General features: G+C 70.9%; 13 protein-coding genes. 10 read left to right on the forward strand and 3 right to left on the reverse strand.

Translation table 11 applies throughout. From position 1 onward, the window contains the following. Positions 1-23: 23 nt before the first annotated feature. Entirely contained in the window at positions 24-1,646 is a 1,623-nt protein-coding gene (locus ACSHXC_RS34145; RefSeq protein ID WP_438295215.1) for an acyl-CoA synthetase, read from the reverse strand. Between the two features lie 166 nt (positions 1,647-1,812). On the opposite strand from ACSHXC_RS34145, the gene ACSHXC_RS34150 reads away from it, so the two are divergent. From ACSHXC_RS34150 to ACSHXC_RS34175, 6 genes are all read left to right on the forward strand, one after another. Further along, on the forward strand, positions 1,813-2,613 hold the full coding sequence (locus tag ACSHXC_RS34150; protein ID WP_438295216.1) for a crotonase/enoyl-CoA hydratase family protein: 801 nt from the start codon (positions 1,813-1,815) through the stop codon (positions 2,611-2,613). A 347-nt stretch (positions 2,614-2,960) separates the two neighbouring features. Then, positions 2,961-3,920, forward strand: a complete 960-nt coding sequence (locus tag ACSHXC_RS34155) for a Zn-ribbon domain-containing OB-fold protein (protein ID WP_438295217.1) — start codon at positions 2,961-2,963, stop codon at positions 3,918-3,920. Then, positions 3,920-4,981 (forward strand): thiolase domain-containing protein, encoded by a 1,062-nt coding sequence (locus ACSHXC_RS34160; protein WP_438295218.1) that lies wholly within the window; start codon positions 3,920-3,922, stop codon positions 4,979-4,981. The genes ACSHXC_RS34155 and ACSHXC_RS34160 overlap by 1 nt, the downstream gene beginning before the upstream one ends. Further along, positions 4,978-6,144: a thiolase domain-containing protein gene (locus ACSHXC_RS34165; protein WP_438295219.1), complete on the forward strand. Its 1,167-nt coding sequence runs from the start codon at positions 4,978-4,980 to the stop codon at positions 6,142-6,144. Before ACSHXC_RS34160 ends, ACSHXC_RS34165 begins: the two co-directional genes overlap by 4 nt. A 131-nt stretch (positions 6,145-6,275) precedes the next feature. Beyond that, entirely contained in the window at positions 6,276-6,512 is a 237-nt protein-coding gene (locus tag ACSHXC_RS34170; protein ID WP_438296994.1) for a DUF397 domain-containing protein, read from the forward strand. Positions 6,513-6,601: 89 nt separating this feature from the next. Next, the gene (locus ACSHXC_RS34175) at positions 6,602-6,901 is read left to right on the forward strand and encodes an ACT domain-containing protein (RefSeq protein ID WP_438295220.1); all 300 of its coding nucleotides are present in this window, start codon (positions 6,602-6,604) and stop codon (positions 6,899-6,901) included. Positions 6,902-6,913: 12 nt separating this feature from the next. On the opposite strand, the gene ACSHXC_RS34180 is transcribed toward ACSHXC_RS34175, so the two are convergent. Next, on the reverse strand, positions 6,914-7,975 hold the full coding sequence (locus ACSHXC_RS34180; RefSeq protein ID WP_438295221.1) for an isoafricanol synthase: 1,062 nt from the start codon (positions 7,973-7,975) through the stop codon (positions 6,914-6,916). A gap of 300 nt (positions 7,976-8,275) precedes the next feature. Here ACSHXC_RS34180 and ACSHXC_RS34185 point away from each other — a divergent pair, with 300 nt between their 5' ends. The 3 genes from ACSHXC_RS34185 to ACSHXC_RS34195 all read left to right on the forward strand — a co-directional run bounded on the left by ACSHXC_RS34185 (position 8,276) and on the right by ACSHXC_RS34195 (position 13,433). Then, positions 8,276-11,167 (forward strand): ATP-binding protein, encoded by a 2,892-nt coding sequence (locus ACSHXC_RS34185; protein ID WP_438296996.1) that lies wholly within the window; start codon positions 8,276-8,278, stop codon positions 11,165-11,167. A gap of 156 nt (positions 11,168-11,323) precedes the next feature. Then, complete coding sequence (locus tag ACSHXC_RS34190; protein ID WP_100573614.1) at positions 11,324-11,824, forward strand: hypothetical protein; 501 nt, start codon at positions 11,324-11,326, stop codon at positions 11,822-11,824. Between the two features lie 280 nt (positions 11,825-12,104). Continuing rightward, on the forward strand, positions 12,105-13,433 hold the full coding sequence (locus ACSHXC_RS34195; RefSeq protein ID WP_438295222.1) for an N-acetylmuramoyl-L-alanine amidase: 1,329 nt from the start codon (positions 12,105-12,107) through the stop codon (positions 13,431-13,433). A 72-nt stretch (positions 13,434-13,505) separates the two neighbouring features. Here ACSHXC_RS34195 and ACSHXC_RS34200 read toward each other — a convergent pair whose 3' ends face one another. Beyond that, on the reverse strand, positions 13,506-14,639 hold the full coding sequence (locus ACSHXC_RS34200; protein WP_438295223.1) for an aminoglycoside phosphotransferase family protein: 1,134 nt from the start codon (positions 14,637-14,639) through the stop codon (positions 13,506-13,508). A 233-nt stretch (positions 14,640-14,872) separates the two neighbouring features. Between ACSHXC_RS34200 and ACSHXC_RS34205 the strand changes: the two genes are divergently transcribed. After that, positions 14,873-16,366 carry a DNA-binding protein NsdB gene (locus ACSHXC_RS34205; protein ID WP_438295224.1) on the forward strand — a complete coding sequence of 498 codons (1,494 nt, stop codon included), beginning with the start codon at positions 14,873-14,875 and terminating at the stop codon, positions 16,364-16,366. Positions 16,367-16,394: the final 28 nt, after the last annotated feature.

A 16,394-nucleotide genomic window follows, 5' to 3' on the forward strand; every position in this document is an offset into this window, starting at 1 on the left:
CTCCTCAGTCGGCGTCCGCCTCCTCAGTCGGCGTCCGCCTCCGCCGCCACCGTCCGGGCCCAGCGGTAGTCCGCCTTGCCGCTGGGGGAGCGCTGGATGCTGGGGGTGATCACCAGCTGGCGCGGCACCTTGTAGCCCGCGAGCCTGGTGCGGCAGTGGGTCTGGATCGCTTCGAGCGTGGGCTCGTGCGCGCCGTCGCGGACCTGCACCACCGCCGCCACATGGCTGCCCCACTTCGCGTCGGGCACCCCCGCCACCAGCGCGTCGTACACATCCGGATGCGACTTGAGGGCCTGCTCGACCTCCTCCGGGTAGACCTTCTCGCCGCCCGTGTTGATGCACTGCGAGCCGCGCCCGAGGACCGTGACGATGCCGTCCTCGTCGACGGTCGCCATGTCGCCAAGGAGCACCCACCGCTCCGTGCCCTTCTGGAAGAAGGTCTCCGCGGTCTTCGCCGGGTCGTTGTAGTAGCCCAGCGGAACGTGCCCGCGCTGGGCGAGCCGCCCCGGCTCGCCGACCGCGACCGGCTCGTGCGTCGCGGGATCCACCACCTGCGTACGCTCGTTGACCTCCAGGCGGAAGCCCTTCTCCGGGCCCGAGTCGTCGGTCGCCTTGCCGTTGGAACCGGATTCGGACGAGCCGAAGTTGTTCAGGATCAGCGCGTTCGGAACCAGCGCCTGCAGCTGGTCGCGCACCGTCTCCGACATGATCGCGCCGGACGAGGAAATACTGAACAGGGACGACAGGTCGGTGCCCTTGAGCGGGCCGTGCAGCGCGTCGACGAGGGGCCGCAGCATCGCGTCGCCCACCAGGGACACGCTGGTGACCTTCTCCTTCTCGATCGTACGGAGCACTTCCTCGGGCACGTACTTGCGGTGGATGGCCACCCGCTGGCCGTAGTTGAAGGCGACGAACGAGGTCAGTGTCGAGGTGCCGTGCATGAGGGGAGGGGCGGGGAAGAAGGTCAGTCCCTCGCCGCTCTTCGCGACCCGCTCGGCCAGTTCCTCGGGCCGCTTCACCGGCTCGCCCGCGGGCTCGCCGCCGAACAGCCCCGCGAAGAACAGGTCCTCCTGACGCCACATCACCCCCTTGGGCATGCCCGTGGTGCCGCCGGTGTAGATGATGAACAGGTCGTCCGCTGAGCGCGGCCCGAAGCCCCGCTCGGGGGAGCCGGCCGCTTCGGCCTCGGCGAACGCGACCGCGGTGAGGTCCGGTGCGTCGCCCGGGACGGGCCCCACCCGGACCAGGTGCCGCAGCTTCTCCGTCTGCGGCAGCGCCCCCGCCACCCGCTGAGTGAACTCGGCGTCGAAGACCAGCGCCGCGAGGTCGGCGTCCCGGTAGAGGTAGACCAACTCCTCCGCCACATAACGGTAGTTGACGTTGACCGGGACCAGGCGGGCCTTGAGGGCGGCCAGCACCGTCTGGAGGTACTCGACGCCGTTGTAGAGGTGCAGGCCCAGGTGTTCGCCGGGCCTGAGGCCCGCGTCGATCAGATGGTGCGCGAGCCGGTTCGCCGCCGTGTCCAGCTGGCGGTACGTCAGCCTGCGCTCGGCGCCCGTTCCGGGATGGTCGATGTACACGAGCGCCTCGCGGTCCGGGACCACGTCGACGACGGACTCGAACAGGTCGGCAAGGTTGTACTCCACCATTCCTCCTGACACCGGCCCCGACTGGTTCGGGGGTCATCAGAGCAAAGCCGTGCACAACTGGGAAGAGGTGCCGCAGAAGAAATCTGACTGACTGTCAGAAAACTATTGAACTGGCACCGCCCCTACTGCAACCTGTTCTAGGTCTTGAGACGGGAGGACGGCAATGGGTGGTACGGAACACCTCACCGTGCAGCGCGAGGGCGCCACACTGGTGCTCACCTTGAACCGGCCGGAAGCGAAGAACGCGCTCTCGCTGCCGCTGCTGGTGGGCCTGTACGACGGCTGGCTGGAGGCCGACGCGGACGACTCGATCCGCTCGGTCGTCCTCACCGGCGCCGGCGGCGACTTCTGCGCCGGCATGGACCTCAAGGCCCTCGCGGGCCAGGGCATGGAGGGCGACCAGTACCGGGACCGGCTCAAGGCCGACCCCGATCTGCACTGGAAGGCGATGCTGCGCCACCACCGGCCCCGCAAACCCGTGATCGCGGCGGTCGAGGGGTACTGCGTGGCGGGCGGCACCGAGATCCTCCAGGGCACGGACATCAGGGTCGCCGGGGCCGGGGCGACGTTCGGGCTCTTCGAGGTGAAGCGCGGGCTCTTCCCCATCGGGGGCTCGACCGTCCGGCTCCAGCGGCAGATTCCGCGGACGCACGCGCTGGAGATGCTGCTCACGGGGCGGCCGTACGGGGCGGAGGAGGCGGCTCGGATCGGGCTGATCGGGCGGGTCGTGCCGGACGGCACGGCGCTGGACGCGGCGCTCTCGATCGCTGCGCAGATCAATGCGTGTGGGCCGTTGGCTGTCGAGGCGGTCAAGGCGTGTGTCTACGACACGGCGTCGATGAGTGAGGTCGATGGGCTCAAGGCCGAACTGGAGCGGGGGTGGCCTATTTTCGCCACGGCCGATGCGAAGGAGGGGGCTCGGGCTTTTGCGGAGAAGCGGGCGCCGGTGTATCGGCGGGCCTGAGTTCTCCCCGCCCCGCCCCTTCCCGAGACCCTCCGGGGGAGTTCGTTCGGCTGCCGGCCGGTGGTCGTTCCTGGGGCTCCGCCCCAGACCCCGCGGGGGCTCCCCCCCTGCACCCCCGTTCGTGTCTGAACGGCGCTCGTCCTCAAACTCCCCCAAGGCCTTAAAGGCCAGGGGGGACTCCCATGACGGGCTGGGAGTGGGCTGATGTCCGTGTGCGCCCGACGGGCTGGTGCGGTTCAAGGCGGTGTTGCCCGACGGCTGGAAGTGAGCTCATGCCGTCTTGCCGGACGGCCGCGAGTCGCACCGGTGTCTGCCGAATGTTGCCCAGGAGCAAAGGAGTTCGCCCCATGACAGGTTCTGCTGCGCCCGACGTACTGCGCGCGCCCCTCGTCGTCGAGTTTCCGTTTACCCGGTCGCTCGGGCCGGTTCAGAGTGCCTTTCTCACCGGGCTGCGCGAGCGCGTCGTGCTCGGGGTGCGGGGCGGGGACGGGCGCGTGCTCGTGCCGCCCGTCGAGTACGACCCCGTCACCGCCGAGGAGATCCGCGATCTCGTCGAGGTCGCGCCCACCGGGACCGTCACCACCTGGGCCTGGAACCCGTCCCCCCGCCGCGACCAGCCCCTCGACCGGCCCTTCGCCTGGGTGCTTGTGAAGTTGGACGGGGCTGATACCTCGCTCCTCCATGCCTTGGACGCGTCCGGGCCCGAAGCCGTCCATACCGGGATGCGCGTCCGGATCCGGTGGGCCGAGGAGCGTACCGGCGCCATCACCGATATCGCCTGCTTTGAACCGCATGAGGGTGGGGAGAGTCATCAACTCACGGCTCACAGCGGTGAGTTCAATGATGCCGTCACCGGGATCGTCGCTCCCGCCCGGCTCGACTACACCTACAGTCCCGGCCGCGCCCAGTCCGCCTACATCAACGCGCTGTCCGCCCGCAAGACCGTCGGGGAGCGCTGCCCGTCCTGCCGGAAGGTGTACGTCCCGCCGCGCGGCGCCTGCCCCACCTGCGGGGTGGCCACCGAGGAGCGGGTCGAGGTCGGGCCTGCCGGGACCGTCACCACGTACTGCATCGTCAATATCAAGGCGCGGAACCTCGATATCGAGGTGCCTTACGTCTATGCGCACATCGCGCTCGACGGTGCCGGGCTCGCTCTCCACGGGCGGATCGGCGGCATTCCGTACGACCAGGTCCGGATGGGGCTGCGGGTCGAGCCCGTGTGGACCGAGGGCGGCCGCTATCCCGACCACTACCGGCCCACCGGCGAACCCGACGCCGACTACGAGACGTACAAGGAGCTGATCTGATGGCGCCCACCTCTCCCGCCCGGGACGTGGCGATCGTCGCCTTCGCCCAGAGCGACCACCGGCGCCGCACGGACGAGCTGTCCGAGGTCGAGCTGCTCATGCCGGTGCTGCACCAGGTGTTGGATGCGACCGGCCTCAAGACCAGTGATATTGGGTTCACCTGCTCCGGGTCGAGCGACTATCTCGCCGGGCGCGCCTTCTCGTTCACCATGGCTCTCGACGGGGTCGGCGCCTGGCCGCCGATCTCCGAGTCCCATGTGGAGATGGACGGCGCCTGGGCGCTCTACGAGGCCTGGGTGAAGATCCTCACCGGGGAGGCCGACACCGCGCTCGTCTACGGGTACGGCAAGTCCTCGCCCGGCGAGGTGCGCGACGTGCTGACCCGGCAGCTCGACCCCTACTACGTGGCTCCGCTCTGGCCCGACTCGGTGTCGCTGGCCGCCCTCCAGGCCCAGGCTCTCATCGACGCGGGCCACACGGACGAGCCGGCGCTCGCCGCTGTCGCCGCCCGTAGTCGTGCTGCGGCTTCCGCCAACTCCCACGCCCAGGTGCGGGGTTCGCGTCCGCAGGGGGAGTACGTCGTACGTCCGTTGCGGACCGGGGACTGCCCGCCTGTCGGCGACGGTGCGGCTGCCGTGATGCTCGCCGCGGGGGAGCGGGCTCGTGAGCTGTGTGCCCGGCCCGCTTGGATCCGGGGCATGGATCACCGCATCGAGGCGCACAGTCTCGGCGTGCGCGACCTCACCGACTCGCCGTCCACGCGGCTCGCCGCCGAACGCGCCGGAGTCTTCGAACGGCCCGTCGACACGGCCGAGTTGCACGCGCCGTTCACCTCGCAGGAGGTCGTGCTGCGCAAGGCGCTCAGGCTGGGCGACGAGGTCGCCGTCAACCCGTCCGGGGGTGCGCTCGCCGCGAACCCCGTGATGGCCGCCGGTCTCGTCCGGCTCGGCGAGGCCGCCGCCCGCATCCACCGCGGCGAGTCCGACCGGGCCCTCGCGCACGCCACGTCCGGACCCTGCCTGCAGCAGAACCTGGTCGCCGTCCTGGAGGGGGAGTCATGAGCAAGGAACCCGTGGCCGTCGTCGGCGTCGGCCAGACCAAGCACGTGGCCGCCCGGCACGACGTCTCGATCGCCGGACTCGTCCGCGAGGCGGCCGGGCGGGCCCTGGAAGACGCCGAGTTGACCTGGTCCGACATCGACGCCGTCGTCATCGGCAAGGCGCCCGACTTCTTCGAGGGCGTGATGATGCCGGAGCTCTACCTCGCCGACGCACTCGGCGCCGTCGGCAAGCCCATGCTCCGGGTGCACACGGCGGGCTCGGTCGGCGGATCGACCGCGCTCGTGGCCTCCAACCTGGTCGCCGCCCGCGTGCACAGGACCGTGCTGACCCTCGCCTTCGAGAAGCAGTCCGAGTCCAACGCGATGTGGGGCCTGTCGCTGCCCGTGCCGTTCACCCAGCCGCTGCTCGCCGGGGCCGGCGGCTTCTTCGCGCCGCACGTACGGGCCTACATGCGGCGAACCGGCGCCCCCGACACGGTGGGCTCCCTCGTCGCGTACAAGGACCGGCGCAACGCGCTGAAGAACCCGTACGCGCACCTCCACGAGCACGACATCACCCTGGAGAAGGTCCAGGCCTCGCCGATGCTGTGGGACCCGATCCGCTACTCCGAGACCTGCCCGTCCTCCGACGGGGCCTGCGCGATGATCCTCACCGACCGCGCGGGCGCCGCCCGTTCGCCCCGGCCCGCGGCCTGGGTGCACGGCGGCGCCATGCGCAGCGAGCCGACCCTGTTCGCGGGCAAGGACTTCGTGTCGCCCCGGGCGGGCAAGGACTGCGCGGCCGACGTGTACCGGCAGGCCGGCATCGCCGACCCGCGCCGCGAGATCGACGCCGTCGAGATGTACGTGCCGTTCTCCTGGTACGAGCCGATGTGGCTGGAGAACCTCGGCTTCGCCGCCGAAGGCGAGGGCTGGAAACTCACCGAGGCCGGCGTCACCGAACTCGACGGCGACCTGCCCGTGAACCCGTCGGGCGGCGTCCTGTCCACCAACCCCATCGGCGCCTCCGGCATGATCCGCTTCGCCGAGGCGGCCCTCCAGGTGCGCGGCCGGGCGGGTGAGCACCAGGTGGAGGGGGCTCGCAAGGCGCTGGGACACGCCTACGGCGGCGGCTCCCAGTTCTTCTCCATGTGGCTCGTCGGCGCCGAACCGCCCACCGGCTGAGGGCCGTACGCGACGGACGGGCCCCGGTACTCCTTCCGTGGCCTGTCCGTCACAGCGGGCGATCGCTAGTCTGGCCCCGGACGACAGAACCGGGGAGGAGCACGGACGTGGACACCACCACCCAGCACACCTTGCAGAACCTTGCGGGGCACACCCGTTCCGGCTGGGACAAGCCGGAGCTCGATCTCAGCAAGGCCGAGTGGCAGTCGAGCAGTCAGGGGGCGGGGGACGTCCAGATCGCCTTCGTCGAGGGCTTCATCGCGATGCGCAACAGCGGCAGCCCGGGCAGCCCGTCGCTGATCTTCAGCCCCGCCGAATGGCGAGCCTTCATGATCAACGCCCGGGACGGGGAGTTCGACCTCACGTAGAGATTCTCCTTGCCTGGAGGTCCAGGAGGCCAGGAGATTTCGGAGGTCCTGGAGATTCCGGCGCTTCCGGAGATGCCGCAGTTCCCGGAGTGGAGGAGTGCGCGCGGCCGGCCGTCGTCCATGCGGCCACGGTTCCGGGCGCGCGCCCCCAGGAGCAGGCCGACGCGGCCGCGCCGACCTACGACTACGTGGTCGGCCGGATCACCCTCAGCGCCCAGTCCGCGATCGAGGCCGTCGGCCTCACCGCCGCCGTCGCCACCGATCCCGCCGCGCACGGCATCAGCTGCAATGTGGTCGCCGGCTACCACCACGACCTCCTCTTCGTACCGTACGAGCGTGCCGAAGAGGCCGTCGAAGTTCTCAACGACCTCTCCCTGCACGCAAGTTGAGCCCTCACCCGCTCAGCCCTCGACGGCCTGCTCGGGGAACAGCCGGGCCCAGGGCCGCTGCCTTCCCTCGCTGACGGCGGCGATGCCCGCCTCTCCGTACCGGGCGGTCTCCAGGGACCAGGCCAGATTGCCGCTCATCAGGGCACGCATGCCGTCGACGTAGTCGTCCACCTGAGTCCGCGCCCGCTCGGGCAGCGTGGTCTTGTCGAGCCGGACGCCGAGCTCGGCGGTCAGCTCCTGGAAGCGGGTGATACGGGAGTTGGCCGTGGCGGCCACCCGCCGCACGGCCTGCTCGACGGTGCACATCTCCTGACGGAGCAGGATGATGACGCTGTTGTTGACGTCACCCGCGGCCAGCTCCTTGTCCACGGACACCATGTCGTTGACGAAGATCACCACATCGGCCGTGATCTCCCGCATCTCGGCCAGCAGCTCGCCCTCGTGTATTTCCCTGGGCAGCGTGTAGCCGCCGCAGCGCTCCACGAGGTCCAGACAGGGCTGCACGCCTATGGAGTCCCGCCGGCCGCGCAGGAACCCCGGTAGCGACAGGGTGCCGTGGCGGGTCCGGTTGAGAGCCTCCCAGTGATACGCCGTCAGATACTCCCGCCAGTGAGCGCGGAAGCGGTCCTGCCACAGCAACGGGGTGCCGGCGGTCACCCGCTGCCACAGATCGCGGAAGCTTTCGGCCAGCCGGTTCGTCGCCTCGCCCGGCACCGGCGGCTCGTCGCCCATGGTGCGGAGCACCGTGTCGATCTGGCGGAGCACCACGTCGGGCCGCTTCCCGAGCGGGCCGTCGAACTGGTCGTCGAAGACGAAGAACCAGGCGTTGAGGTCCGTCGCCAGTGCGAGATGCGCGTCCGAGGCATCCGGATAGAAGTACGCCATCAGGCGTTCCAGGCCCATCGCGTCGTACTCGGCCGTCGCCTGCTCGCCCGCCAGCATGCCGAACTGATGCAACCAGTCGAGCGTGTGCTTCCGGGCGAGATCGTGCCGGGGGTGGCGGCGAGGCGGGAAGGGAATGTCGACGAGACCGGTCCGCGTCCGGGCCGACCGGACTCTGCCAGTGCTGCCCATGCGGCACCGCCTCCTCAATGCTCGGCACGTCTTTCCATCATCAACGGGGCAATGGCCAGGGAGAAGTCGCTTTGCGCCGGAGCCCGACAGCGCGCGAGGGGCGTGCGAGACGGTCGTTGGCGCCCCTCGTTGACATTCCGATCCCAACCGTCCACGGATTCAGCCAACTTAAAGGGTCAAGAAGGAGACGGAAGTCGGTTATTCATGTCACGGTACGTGTCCGGGGCGTAGGCTCGGTGCTACTGCCAGAAGGGGACCGCTGTGGCGGAGACGAGGGGCCGGGGCGGAGTTCCGCGCCGGATGCTCTTTGAGCGCGACGAAGAACTGCTGCTGTTCGACAGCATGTTGAACGACCTGTGCGGCCGTGCCGGTGAGGGGAGCGCGCCCAACGGCGGCCTGCTCGCCATCGCCGGATCGGCAGGCCTGGGCAAGACCACACTGGTGGCCGAGGTGCGCCGCAAAGCCGCGGCCCGCGGCTGCACACTGCTGGCTGCCCGAGGCAGCGAGCAGGAAGAAGGCGTGGCCTTCCACGTCGTACGCCAGCTCGTGCAGCCGGTGCTTGCCGCATCGAGCGAGGCCGAGCACCGCAAAATACTGGGGAGTTGGTACGACATCGTCGCGCCCGCGGTCGGTCTGGTCGCGGGACAGAGCGGGGTCGCACCCGATCCGCAGGGCGTCCGGGACGGCCTCGACTGGCTCGTCACCCGCTTCGCCGTCCAGTACGCGCCCGTGGTGCTCGTCGTGGACGACGCACACTGGGCGGACGAGGAGACGCTCGCCTGGCTGAGCTCGTTCGCGCTGCGCGCCTCGGACCTGCCGCTCCTGATCGTCGTCGCCTACCGGCCCGAGGAACTGCCGCGCCACGCCTCCGAGTTCCGTCGGCTCGCCATGCGGCACGGCTCACGTCCGCTCGACCTCGCGCCGTTCAGCGCGGCCGCCGTCAGTGACCTCGTGCGCGACGTGCTCGGCGAGGGCGGCGACGAACTGTTCGCGCGCGAATGCTGGGCGCTGACCGCGGGCAACCCCTACGAAGCAGTCGAACTCGTCGCGAGGATCCGCGACCGCGGCATGAAACCGCAGTACGTGAACGCCATCGAACTGCGCGAGCTGGCCTCCGCCGTACGCGGCAGCGGCCTCATCGAGCGCCTCGAACGGCTGGGCCCCTCCGCGGTGCGGCTCACCTGGGCCGTCGCCGTGCTCGGCACCGACGTCGACCGCGAAATGGCGGCAGGGGTGGCCGGACTCGGCGCCGAGGAGATGGCCGACGCCGTCGACAAGCTGCGCGAGGCCCGCATCCTCGCCGCCCGGCAGGACGGCTCCAGCGGGCTCGACTTCTTCCACCCGCTCGTCGGCACCGCCGTCTACCGGGCCATCCCGGCGGCCATGCGCGTCGCGATGCACGGACAGGCGGCGTTCGCCGTCAGCGAGGCCGGACTCGGCCCGACGGCCGCGGCCCGGCACATCCTGGAGATGCACCCCGAGAACGACCGGTGGGCGGTGCGCCAGCTGCGCTCCGCCGCCCGCGAGTACCTGCGCGCAGGCGCACCGGACGCCGCGAGGCGCTGTCTGGCCCGCGCCCTGCGCGAACCGCCCGCCCTGGAAGACCGCGCGGAGGTGCTCTTCGAGCTGGGCTGCTCGGCGCTGTTGAGCGAGCCCGCCACGACCGTCAACCACCTCAAGGCGGCCCTCGAAGAGCCCGAACTCGCCCCGGAACTGCGCGAAGCCGTCACCTACCGCCTCGCCCAGGCACTCGCCCACACCGACCGTATGAGTGAGGCCGCGGCCGTCGTCGCCGCCGAGGCCAAGCACTCCACCAACGCCCGCACCCGGTTGAGGATGCAGGCCGAGACGTTCCAGTGGAACGCGTTCCGCGCCGACGAGGAGGACTCCCCGGCCCGCTCGCGCAGCCTCGCCCGGCTCGCCGACCACCTCACCGGCCGCGGCAAGGCCGAGCGGTACATCCTGGGCCTGCGCGCCTGGGACGCCATGGTGCGCGGCGAACCCGCCGAGACCGCCCTGCGCTACGCCGAGGAAGCGCTGGAGGGCGGGCTGCCCTGGACCGACGACAACTGGGGCTTCGAGGTCCCGGTCCTGGTCGCGCTCGTCTTCATGTACTGCGACCAGCCCGGCCGCGCCGACGAGCTGTTCAACCAGGGCATCGCCGACTGCGAACGCAAGGGCTGGCGCGGCGCCCACCTGTCCTTCGGCCTGACGCTGCTCGGCTACATCAAGTTCCACCGCGGCCGGCTCGCCGAGGCCGAGGACCTGGTGCACAGCGGACTGCGGATCGCCGACCGGGTCGGCCAGCAGATCCCCGCCCAGTGGTTCGCGCTCGGCATCCTCATCGAGATCCTGCTCGCCCGCGGCCGCATCCAGGAGGCCCAGGAACTCTCCGACACCTACAACTACGGCCAGGTCGTCCCGGGCGCCGTCGTCTATCCCGACTCCGAGACCGTCTACAGCGAGCTCCTGATCGCCCGGGGGCTGCGCACCGACGCCGAGGAACGGCTGCGGGCGGTCGGCCGCAGGCTCGAACCGCGCGGCATGCGCAACCCCATGTGGTGCCCGTGGCGGCCGCTCCTCGCCCAGACGATCGCCCACACCGATCCCGGCGAGGCCGCCGACATCGCGCAGGAGGCGGTGGACAGCGCCCGCCGCTTCGGCACCCCGGGCGCCATCGGCCGCGCCCTGCACGCGGCCGCCAAGGTGGCCTCCGGCGCCGACAGCCTGGCTTTGATGGCCGAGGCCGTCCGCCAGCTCGAACGGTCCCCGGCCGCGTACGAGCTCGCCCAGGCCCTGGTCGACCACGGCGCGATGCTCAGTCGCGCCGGGCTGCCCCAGGACGCCGCCGACCTGCTGATGCGCGGCCTGGAGAATGCGGCGCTCTGCGGTGCCGACGCCCTGGCGGCGCGGGCCCGCGAGGAGCTCGCCGCCTCCGGGCTGCGTCCGCTCCAGCTGCGCACCGTCGACTCCGACTCGCTCACCTCGCAGGAGAAGGCGGTGGCCGAGCGGGCGGCGCAGGGCTGGGAGAACCGCCGGATCGCGGAGGAGCTGAGCATCAAGGAGCGCACGGTGGAGCTCCTGCTGTCCGGCGCCTTCCGCAAGCTCGGCACCGACCGCAGCGGCTTGGCCGGCCTGCTGCCCCACCAGACCCGAGGCAACGGCATCCGAGGAGTGCCACCCGGTCGTTGAGGAGGCCACCCCGGACGGCCCCGGCCCCCGAGCCACCCGCTGGCAGGGGAGCCGGGGCCGCGCCGTGCGGACGCCCCGCCCGCAACGGCTCGCCGACCCGCCCAGGCCCCCGGGCCCGGCTCCGCCGGACCGCCCGGGGCACGTACCATTGACGGCATGTCCTTCCTCCGCCGCCGCAGCGCCGCCACTCCCGCGGGCCCGGACTTCGATGTCCTGGCCATGGACCCGGGAGACTGGCCCGGCAACCTGGGCGCCGGCCTGCTGCCCGCGCCCGACGGCAGCTGCCAGGGTGTCTTCCTGCGCTACGACCTGTTCGGCGGGCGCGGCCCCGCGATGATCATCGGCAATCTGCCGGAGGGCTCCCCGGCCCGCGAGATGGCCGAGGGCCAGGTCCCCTTCGAGGTCGCCCAGCTGCTCGTGGCGCTGGAGAACGACGAGCCGATCGAGGTCGTCGGCACCGAGGACATGCCGGTGATGCAGGGCGACAACCTCCTCATCGTGCGCCGCCTCAAGCTCTCCGAAAGCCGTATCTCCTGCGTGCAGTTCGACCGCAGCGACAACGTCCTCGTCACGATCGCCAGCTGGGACCGGCCGATCACCGACGACCTGTACGCCCTCCTGAAGCCGCTGCCCGCGGAGCTCTTCCAGCAGAGCTGAGCGACACACCGCGCGCTCTGCCCCACAGCCCGGCACCTTCCGCCCGAGGTGCCGGGCTGCTGCGTGTCCCCGGCCGTGAACCGGCCCTGCGCCACCGCCTGTTGACCGGTCCGCGCCACCAGCAGGTCAGACGCCCTGCCAGAGGTCTGGGCCACTGATACAAGTCAGGCCGCCCGAGAGGTACTTGACGCGCTGTCATGCCGGGTCACACAGTGTCCCCGCGTATCCACGCGCCGCACGGCGAGAGAGCCCATGCACCTCCCGGCAAGAAGGGTTGTCCATGACGTCCAAGCAGAGGATCAGACTTGCGCTCGCGACCGCGACGGCCGGAGCCCTGGGCCTCGCCCTGGCCCCCGCCTCCCCGGCGAGCGCGGCCTCGGGCGGCACCGAATGCCCCCGCGTCCTGAAGTGCGACTGGGTTCCGGCGGCCTACCAGCAGACCGGCGACCCGGCCAACAAGGAGGACTACGGCAACTACGACCTCTCCGACCGGCCGGGCACCAACAAGATCAAGTACATCGTCCTGCACGACACCGAGGAAACCTTCGCCACCACCCTCAAGATCTTCCAGGACCCGAAACGGGCCGCCTCGGCCCACTATGTCGTGCGCTCCAGCGACGGCCACGTCACCCAGATGGTGAAGACCAAGGACGTCGCCTGGCAGGCCGGCAACTGGTACATCAACTCCGACTCCATCGGCATCGAGCAGGAGGGCTACGCCACCGAGGGCGCCACCTGGTTCACCCCCGAGATGTACCGCTCGACGGCGGCCCTGGTGCGCTACCTCGCCGCCAAGTACGACATTCCGCTCGACCGCCAACACATCCTCGGCCACGACAACGTGCCGCCCACCACCCAGTCCGGCACCGCCGCCATGCACTGGGACCCGGGCCCGTACTGGGACTGGAACCACTTCATGACCCTGCTCGGGAGACCCACCGAGCCCACCGGCCGCCCGGGCAGCCAACTGGTCACCATCAACCCGGAGTTCAAGAGGAACCTCCAGGCCGTCCGCGACTGCGAGAAGAACATCGACCTGCCCGTGCAGCCCTCCAGCGCGGTCCCGCTGCACACCGAACCCTCCACCACCGCCCCGCTGTTCGCCGACCCGGGCCTGCACCCGCCCGGTCAGCCCGGCACGAACTGCGCGGGCGACTGGGGCAGCAAGGTCAGCGCCACCCAGCAGGCCGTGGTCGCCGACCGCAGGCCCGGCTGGACCGCGATCTGGTGGTACGGCCAGAAGGCCTGGTTCCAGAGCCCCGGGCACACCCGGACCACCACCCCGACCGCCGGCTACGTCGTACGCCCCAAGCCGGGCCTGACCGATGTGCCGGTCTACGGAACCGCCTACCCGGTGGCCGGCGACTACCCGGCGGACTTCGCGAAGCCACGCGTGAGCGTCCCGCTCGGCTACACCATCAAGGCCGGACAGTCCTACCCCGGCGGCGAACCGACACAGGCGGGCTACTACTACGCCCCCACCATCGACTCGTCGTACCCCTACGACCACACGTACTTCCCCGGCAGCACCCGCTTCGTGACGGTGCAGATCGGCCACCGGATCGCCTTCGTGAAGGCCTCGGACGTCGACGTCGTCCGGGTGCGCTGACACACGACAGCGCGCTGCGCGCCCAGTGTGTCGGCACCGGACGCGCAGCACGCTTCCCCCTCTGCCCGGCGGTCAGCGCGTGCCGACCGCCGCCCGCACGGCCCGCCGCGCCAGCGCGCAGTCGTCGTGCAGCCTGCGCAGCAGCAGCCGCTGCTGCTCCCCGGCGGACAGCGAACCCGGCGGGGGGGTCTGTGCCGGGCCGGCCGGTGCGGCGTCCCGCATGGTGCGCTGTACCGCCGTCTCGTACGTCCTGATCTCGCGGGTCAGTACGAGCATCAGGTTCACCAGGAACGCGTCCCGCGACGCGGGGCCCGCCGCCTGCGCCGCCTGGCTGATCCGCCGCCGCTCCATCGGGGCGTCGCTGAGGACCGACCACAGCGTCGCCAGGTCGTACCCGGGCAGGTACCAGCCCGCGTGCTCCCAATCGACCAGGACCGGGCCCGCCGGTGACAGCAGGATGTTGGACAGCAGCGCGTCACCGTGCGAGAACTGCCAGTCGACCCGGCCGGACAGAGCCAGACCGTGCACCAGTTTCTGAAGGTCACTCAGATCACGGTCGGTGAACAGCCCGAGCTCGTGGTAGCGGGCGATCCTCGGCGCGTAGTCCAGCGGCCTGCCGAACATCTCGGCGGGCGGCCGCCAGGCGTTGATGCGCCCGATCGCGCCGAGGGCGGCCCTGACGTCGGCACGCGGCGGAGCCTCGACCGGGTGTCGCTGCAGGGCCGCCGCCCGGCCCGGCATCCGCTCGATCACCAGGGTGCAGTTGTCGGGGTCGGCGGCGATCAGCCGCGGCACCCGCACCGGTGGGCGGTGCCGGACAAAGGCGCGATACGCAGCTATTTCGTGCCGGAACCGCTCGGCCCACGCGGGGGAGTGGTCCAGTAAACACTTGGCGACGGCCGTCGTGCGCCCTGTCGTGCCGACGATCAGCACCGAGCGTCCGCTGTGCCTCATCACCTGTACCGGATGGAACTCCGGGCAGATGCGCTGCACCGAGGAGATCGCGATGCGCAGCTGGGCGCCCTGGGGGCCGGACAAGTCGATTCTCCCGCTGAGCGGCTGCGTGCCCGCCCCGGTCCGGCGCGGCGTCCGGCCCGCACCGTAGGCCGACCCGGCGTGGGTGGGATCGAGGTACGGTCCGCCACCCGCCCCGAGGGGACGGTGCGGCCGGGGCGGCGCGGACACGGAGGACGATGCTGTGTACATGGGGTGACAGATCCCTTCGTGTGCCGACGAGTTGCGTGCGCTACCCGTCCCGGTGGCCGAGCCGCACCCTGGGGAATGGGGTCCGGCCCCCGGGTCGGGGTGGCGCTCTCTTACCTGACACCCGGCCGCGGGTGGCACACCATCTGGCGTGCCCTGGCGAACCGTGGCGAATACTCGCGCCGCATCTGACAGGGGGATTACTGTCAACTCAGCCGAGAACCTGGGGGCTTGACGTGAGCGGACAACCCAACACCCGCCTGAACGACCTGTTCGGCCTCGCCGGCTGGTCCAAGGGTGAACTCGCGAGAATGGTGAACCGGCAGGCGGCGGCCATGGGCCACCCCCAACTGGCCACCGACACCTCACGGGTGCGGCGTTGGATCGACATGGGGGAGACCCCGCGCGATCCGGTGCCCAGGGTGCTGGCGGCGCTGTTCACCGAGCGGCTCGGCCGTGTCGTGACCATCGAGGACCTCGGGTTCGACCGGCACGGGCGCGCTGGAAAGCGGAACGACGTCAGGAACACGAAGAATCCGGACGGCCTTCCGTGGGCGCCCGAACGGACGGCAGCGGTCCTCACCGAATTCACGGGAATGGACCTCATGCTCAACCGACGCGGTCTGGTGGGCGCGGGCGCCGCGCTCGCCACCGGCTCCGTACTCAGCAGCGCCATGCACGACTGGCTGCACACCGACCCCGTACTCTCGGCCGACGCCCCCCGCCTCGACGACCCTCTGCACGCCGATCCCGCCGGGTTCGACCGCTACGAGGCCGCCCCCATCGGATCGCAGGAGATCGACGCCCTGGAGCGTTCGGTCGAAGTGTTCCGTGCCTGGGACGCCTCCCGCGGCGGCGGGCTCCAGCGCAAAGCGGTGGTGGGCCAGCTCAACGAGGTGGGCGGCATGCTCGCCTACCGCCACCCCGACCATCTCCAGCGGCGCCTGTGGGGCGTCGCCGCCAACCTGGCCGTCCTCGCGGGCTGGATGTCCCACGACATCGGCCTCGAACCGACCGCGCAGAAGTACTTCGTCATCGCCGCGCACGCGGCCCGCGAGGGCGGCGACCGCCCGCGCGCCGGCGAGGCCCTCTCGCGGGCCGCCCGCCAGATGGTCCACCTGGGCCGTCCCGGCGAAGCCCTCGACCTCATGAAGCTCGCCAAGTCCGGTTCGGGCGAGGAGACCCTGCCGCGCACCAAGGCGATGCTGCACACCATCGAGGCCTGGGCCCAGGCGTCCATGGGGCGCGGCCAGGCGATGCGCCGCACCCTCGGCGAGGCGGAGGAGCTCTTCGTCTCCGACAAGGGCGATGTGCCGCCGCCCAGTTGGATGCAGATGTTCGACGAGGCGGATCTGCACGGCATGGAGGCCCTGGCCTTCCGCACGCTCGCCGAGCACGATCCGGCGGCGGCCACCATCGCGCAGCACCACGCCAAGCAGGCACTGGAGTTGCGGGTGGGCGGCCGTCAGCGCTCGAAGATCTTCGACTACATCTCCCTGGCCTCGGCCTGCTTCATCGCCGACGACCCGGAACAGGCGGACCGCTATGCCCGCCTGGCGCTGGTGTCGATGGGGGAGACCTCCTCGCACCGCACCTGGGACCGGCTGCGTGAGATGTACCGGCTCACGGGCCAGTACGCGAGCTACGCCAAGATCCAGGATCTGCGGGAGGAGATCGAGCTGGCGCTGCCCCAGGCGCCGGCCAAGCGGAGCCGGATCGCGGACATCTAGAAGGGGGTTGTACGCCGGACACGTACAA

It is taken from the genome of Streptomyces sp. HUAS TT7, assembly GCF_051550175.1.
Classification (GTDB): domain Bacteria; phylum Actinomycetota; class Actinomycetes; order Streptomycetales; family Streptomycetaceae; genus Streptomyces.

Coding starts and splice junctions, on each gene's coding strand:
- ACSHXC_RS34150 (WP_438295216.1), top strand. CDS start 1,813: ATGGGTGGTACGGAACACCTCACCGTGCAGCGCGAGGGCGCCACACTG.
- ACSHXC_RS34155 (WP_438295217.1), top strand. CDS start 2,961: ATGACAGGTTCTGCTGCGCCCGACGTACTGCGCGCGCCCCTCGTCGTC.
- ACSHXC_RS34160 (WP_438295218.1), top strand. CDS start 3,920: ATGGCGCCCACCTCTCCCGCCCGGGACGTGGCGATCGTCGCCTTCGCC.
- ACSHXC_RS34165 (WP_438295219.1), top strand. CDS start 4,978: ATGAGCAAGGAACCCGTGGCCGTCGTCGGCGTCGGCCAGACCAAGCAC.
- ACSHXC_RS34180 (WP_438295221.1), bottom strand. CDS start 7,975: ATGGGCAGCACTGGCAGAGTCCGGTCGGCCCGGACGCGGACCGGTCTC.
- ACSHXC_RS34185 (WP_438296996.1), top strand. CDS start 8,276: ATGCTCTTTGAGCGCGACGAAGAACTGCTGCTGTTCGACAGCATGTTG.
- ACSHXC_RS34190 (WP_100573614.1), top strand. CDS start 11,324: ATGTCCTTCCTCCGCCGCCGCAGCGCCGCCACTCCCGCGGGCCCGGAC.
- ACSHXC_RS34195 (WP_438295222.1), top strand. CDS start 12,105: ATGACGTCCAAGCAGAGGATCAGACTTGCGCTCGCGACCGCGACGGCC.
- ACSHXC_RS34200 (WP_438295223.1), bottom strand. CDS start 14,639: ATGTACACAGCATCGTCCTCCGTGTCCGCGCCGCCCCGGCCGCACCGT.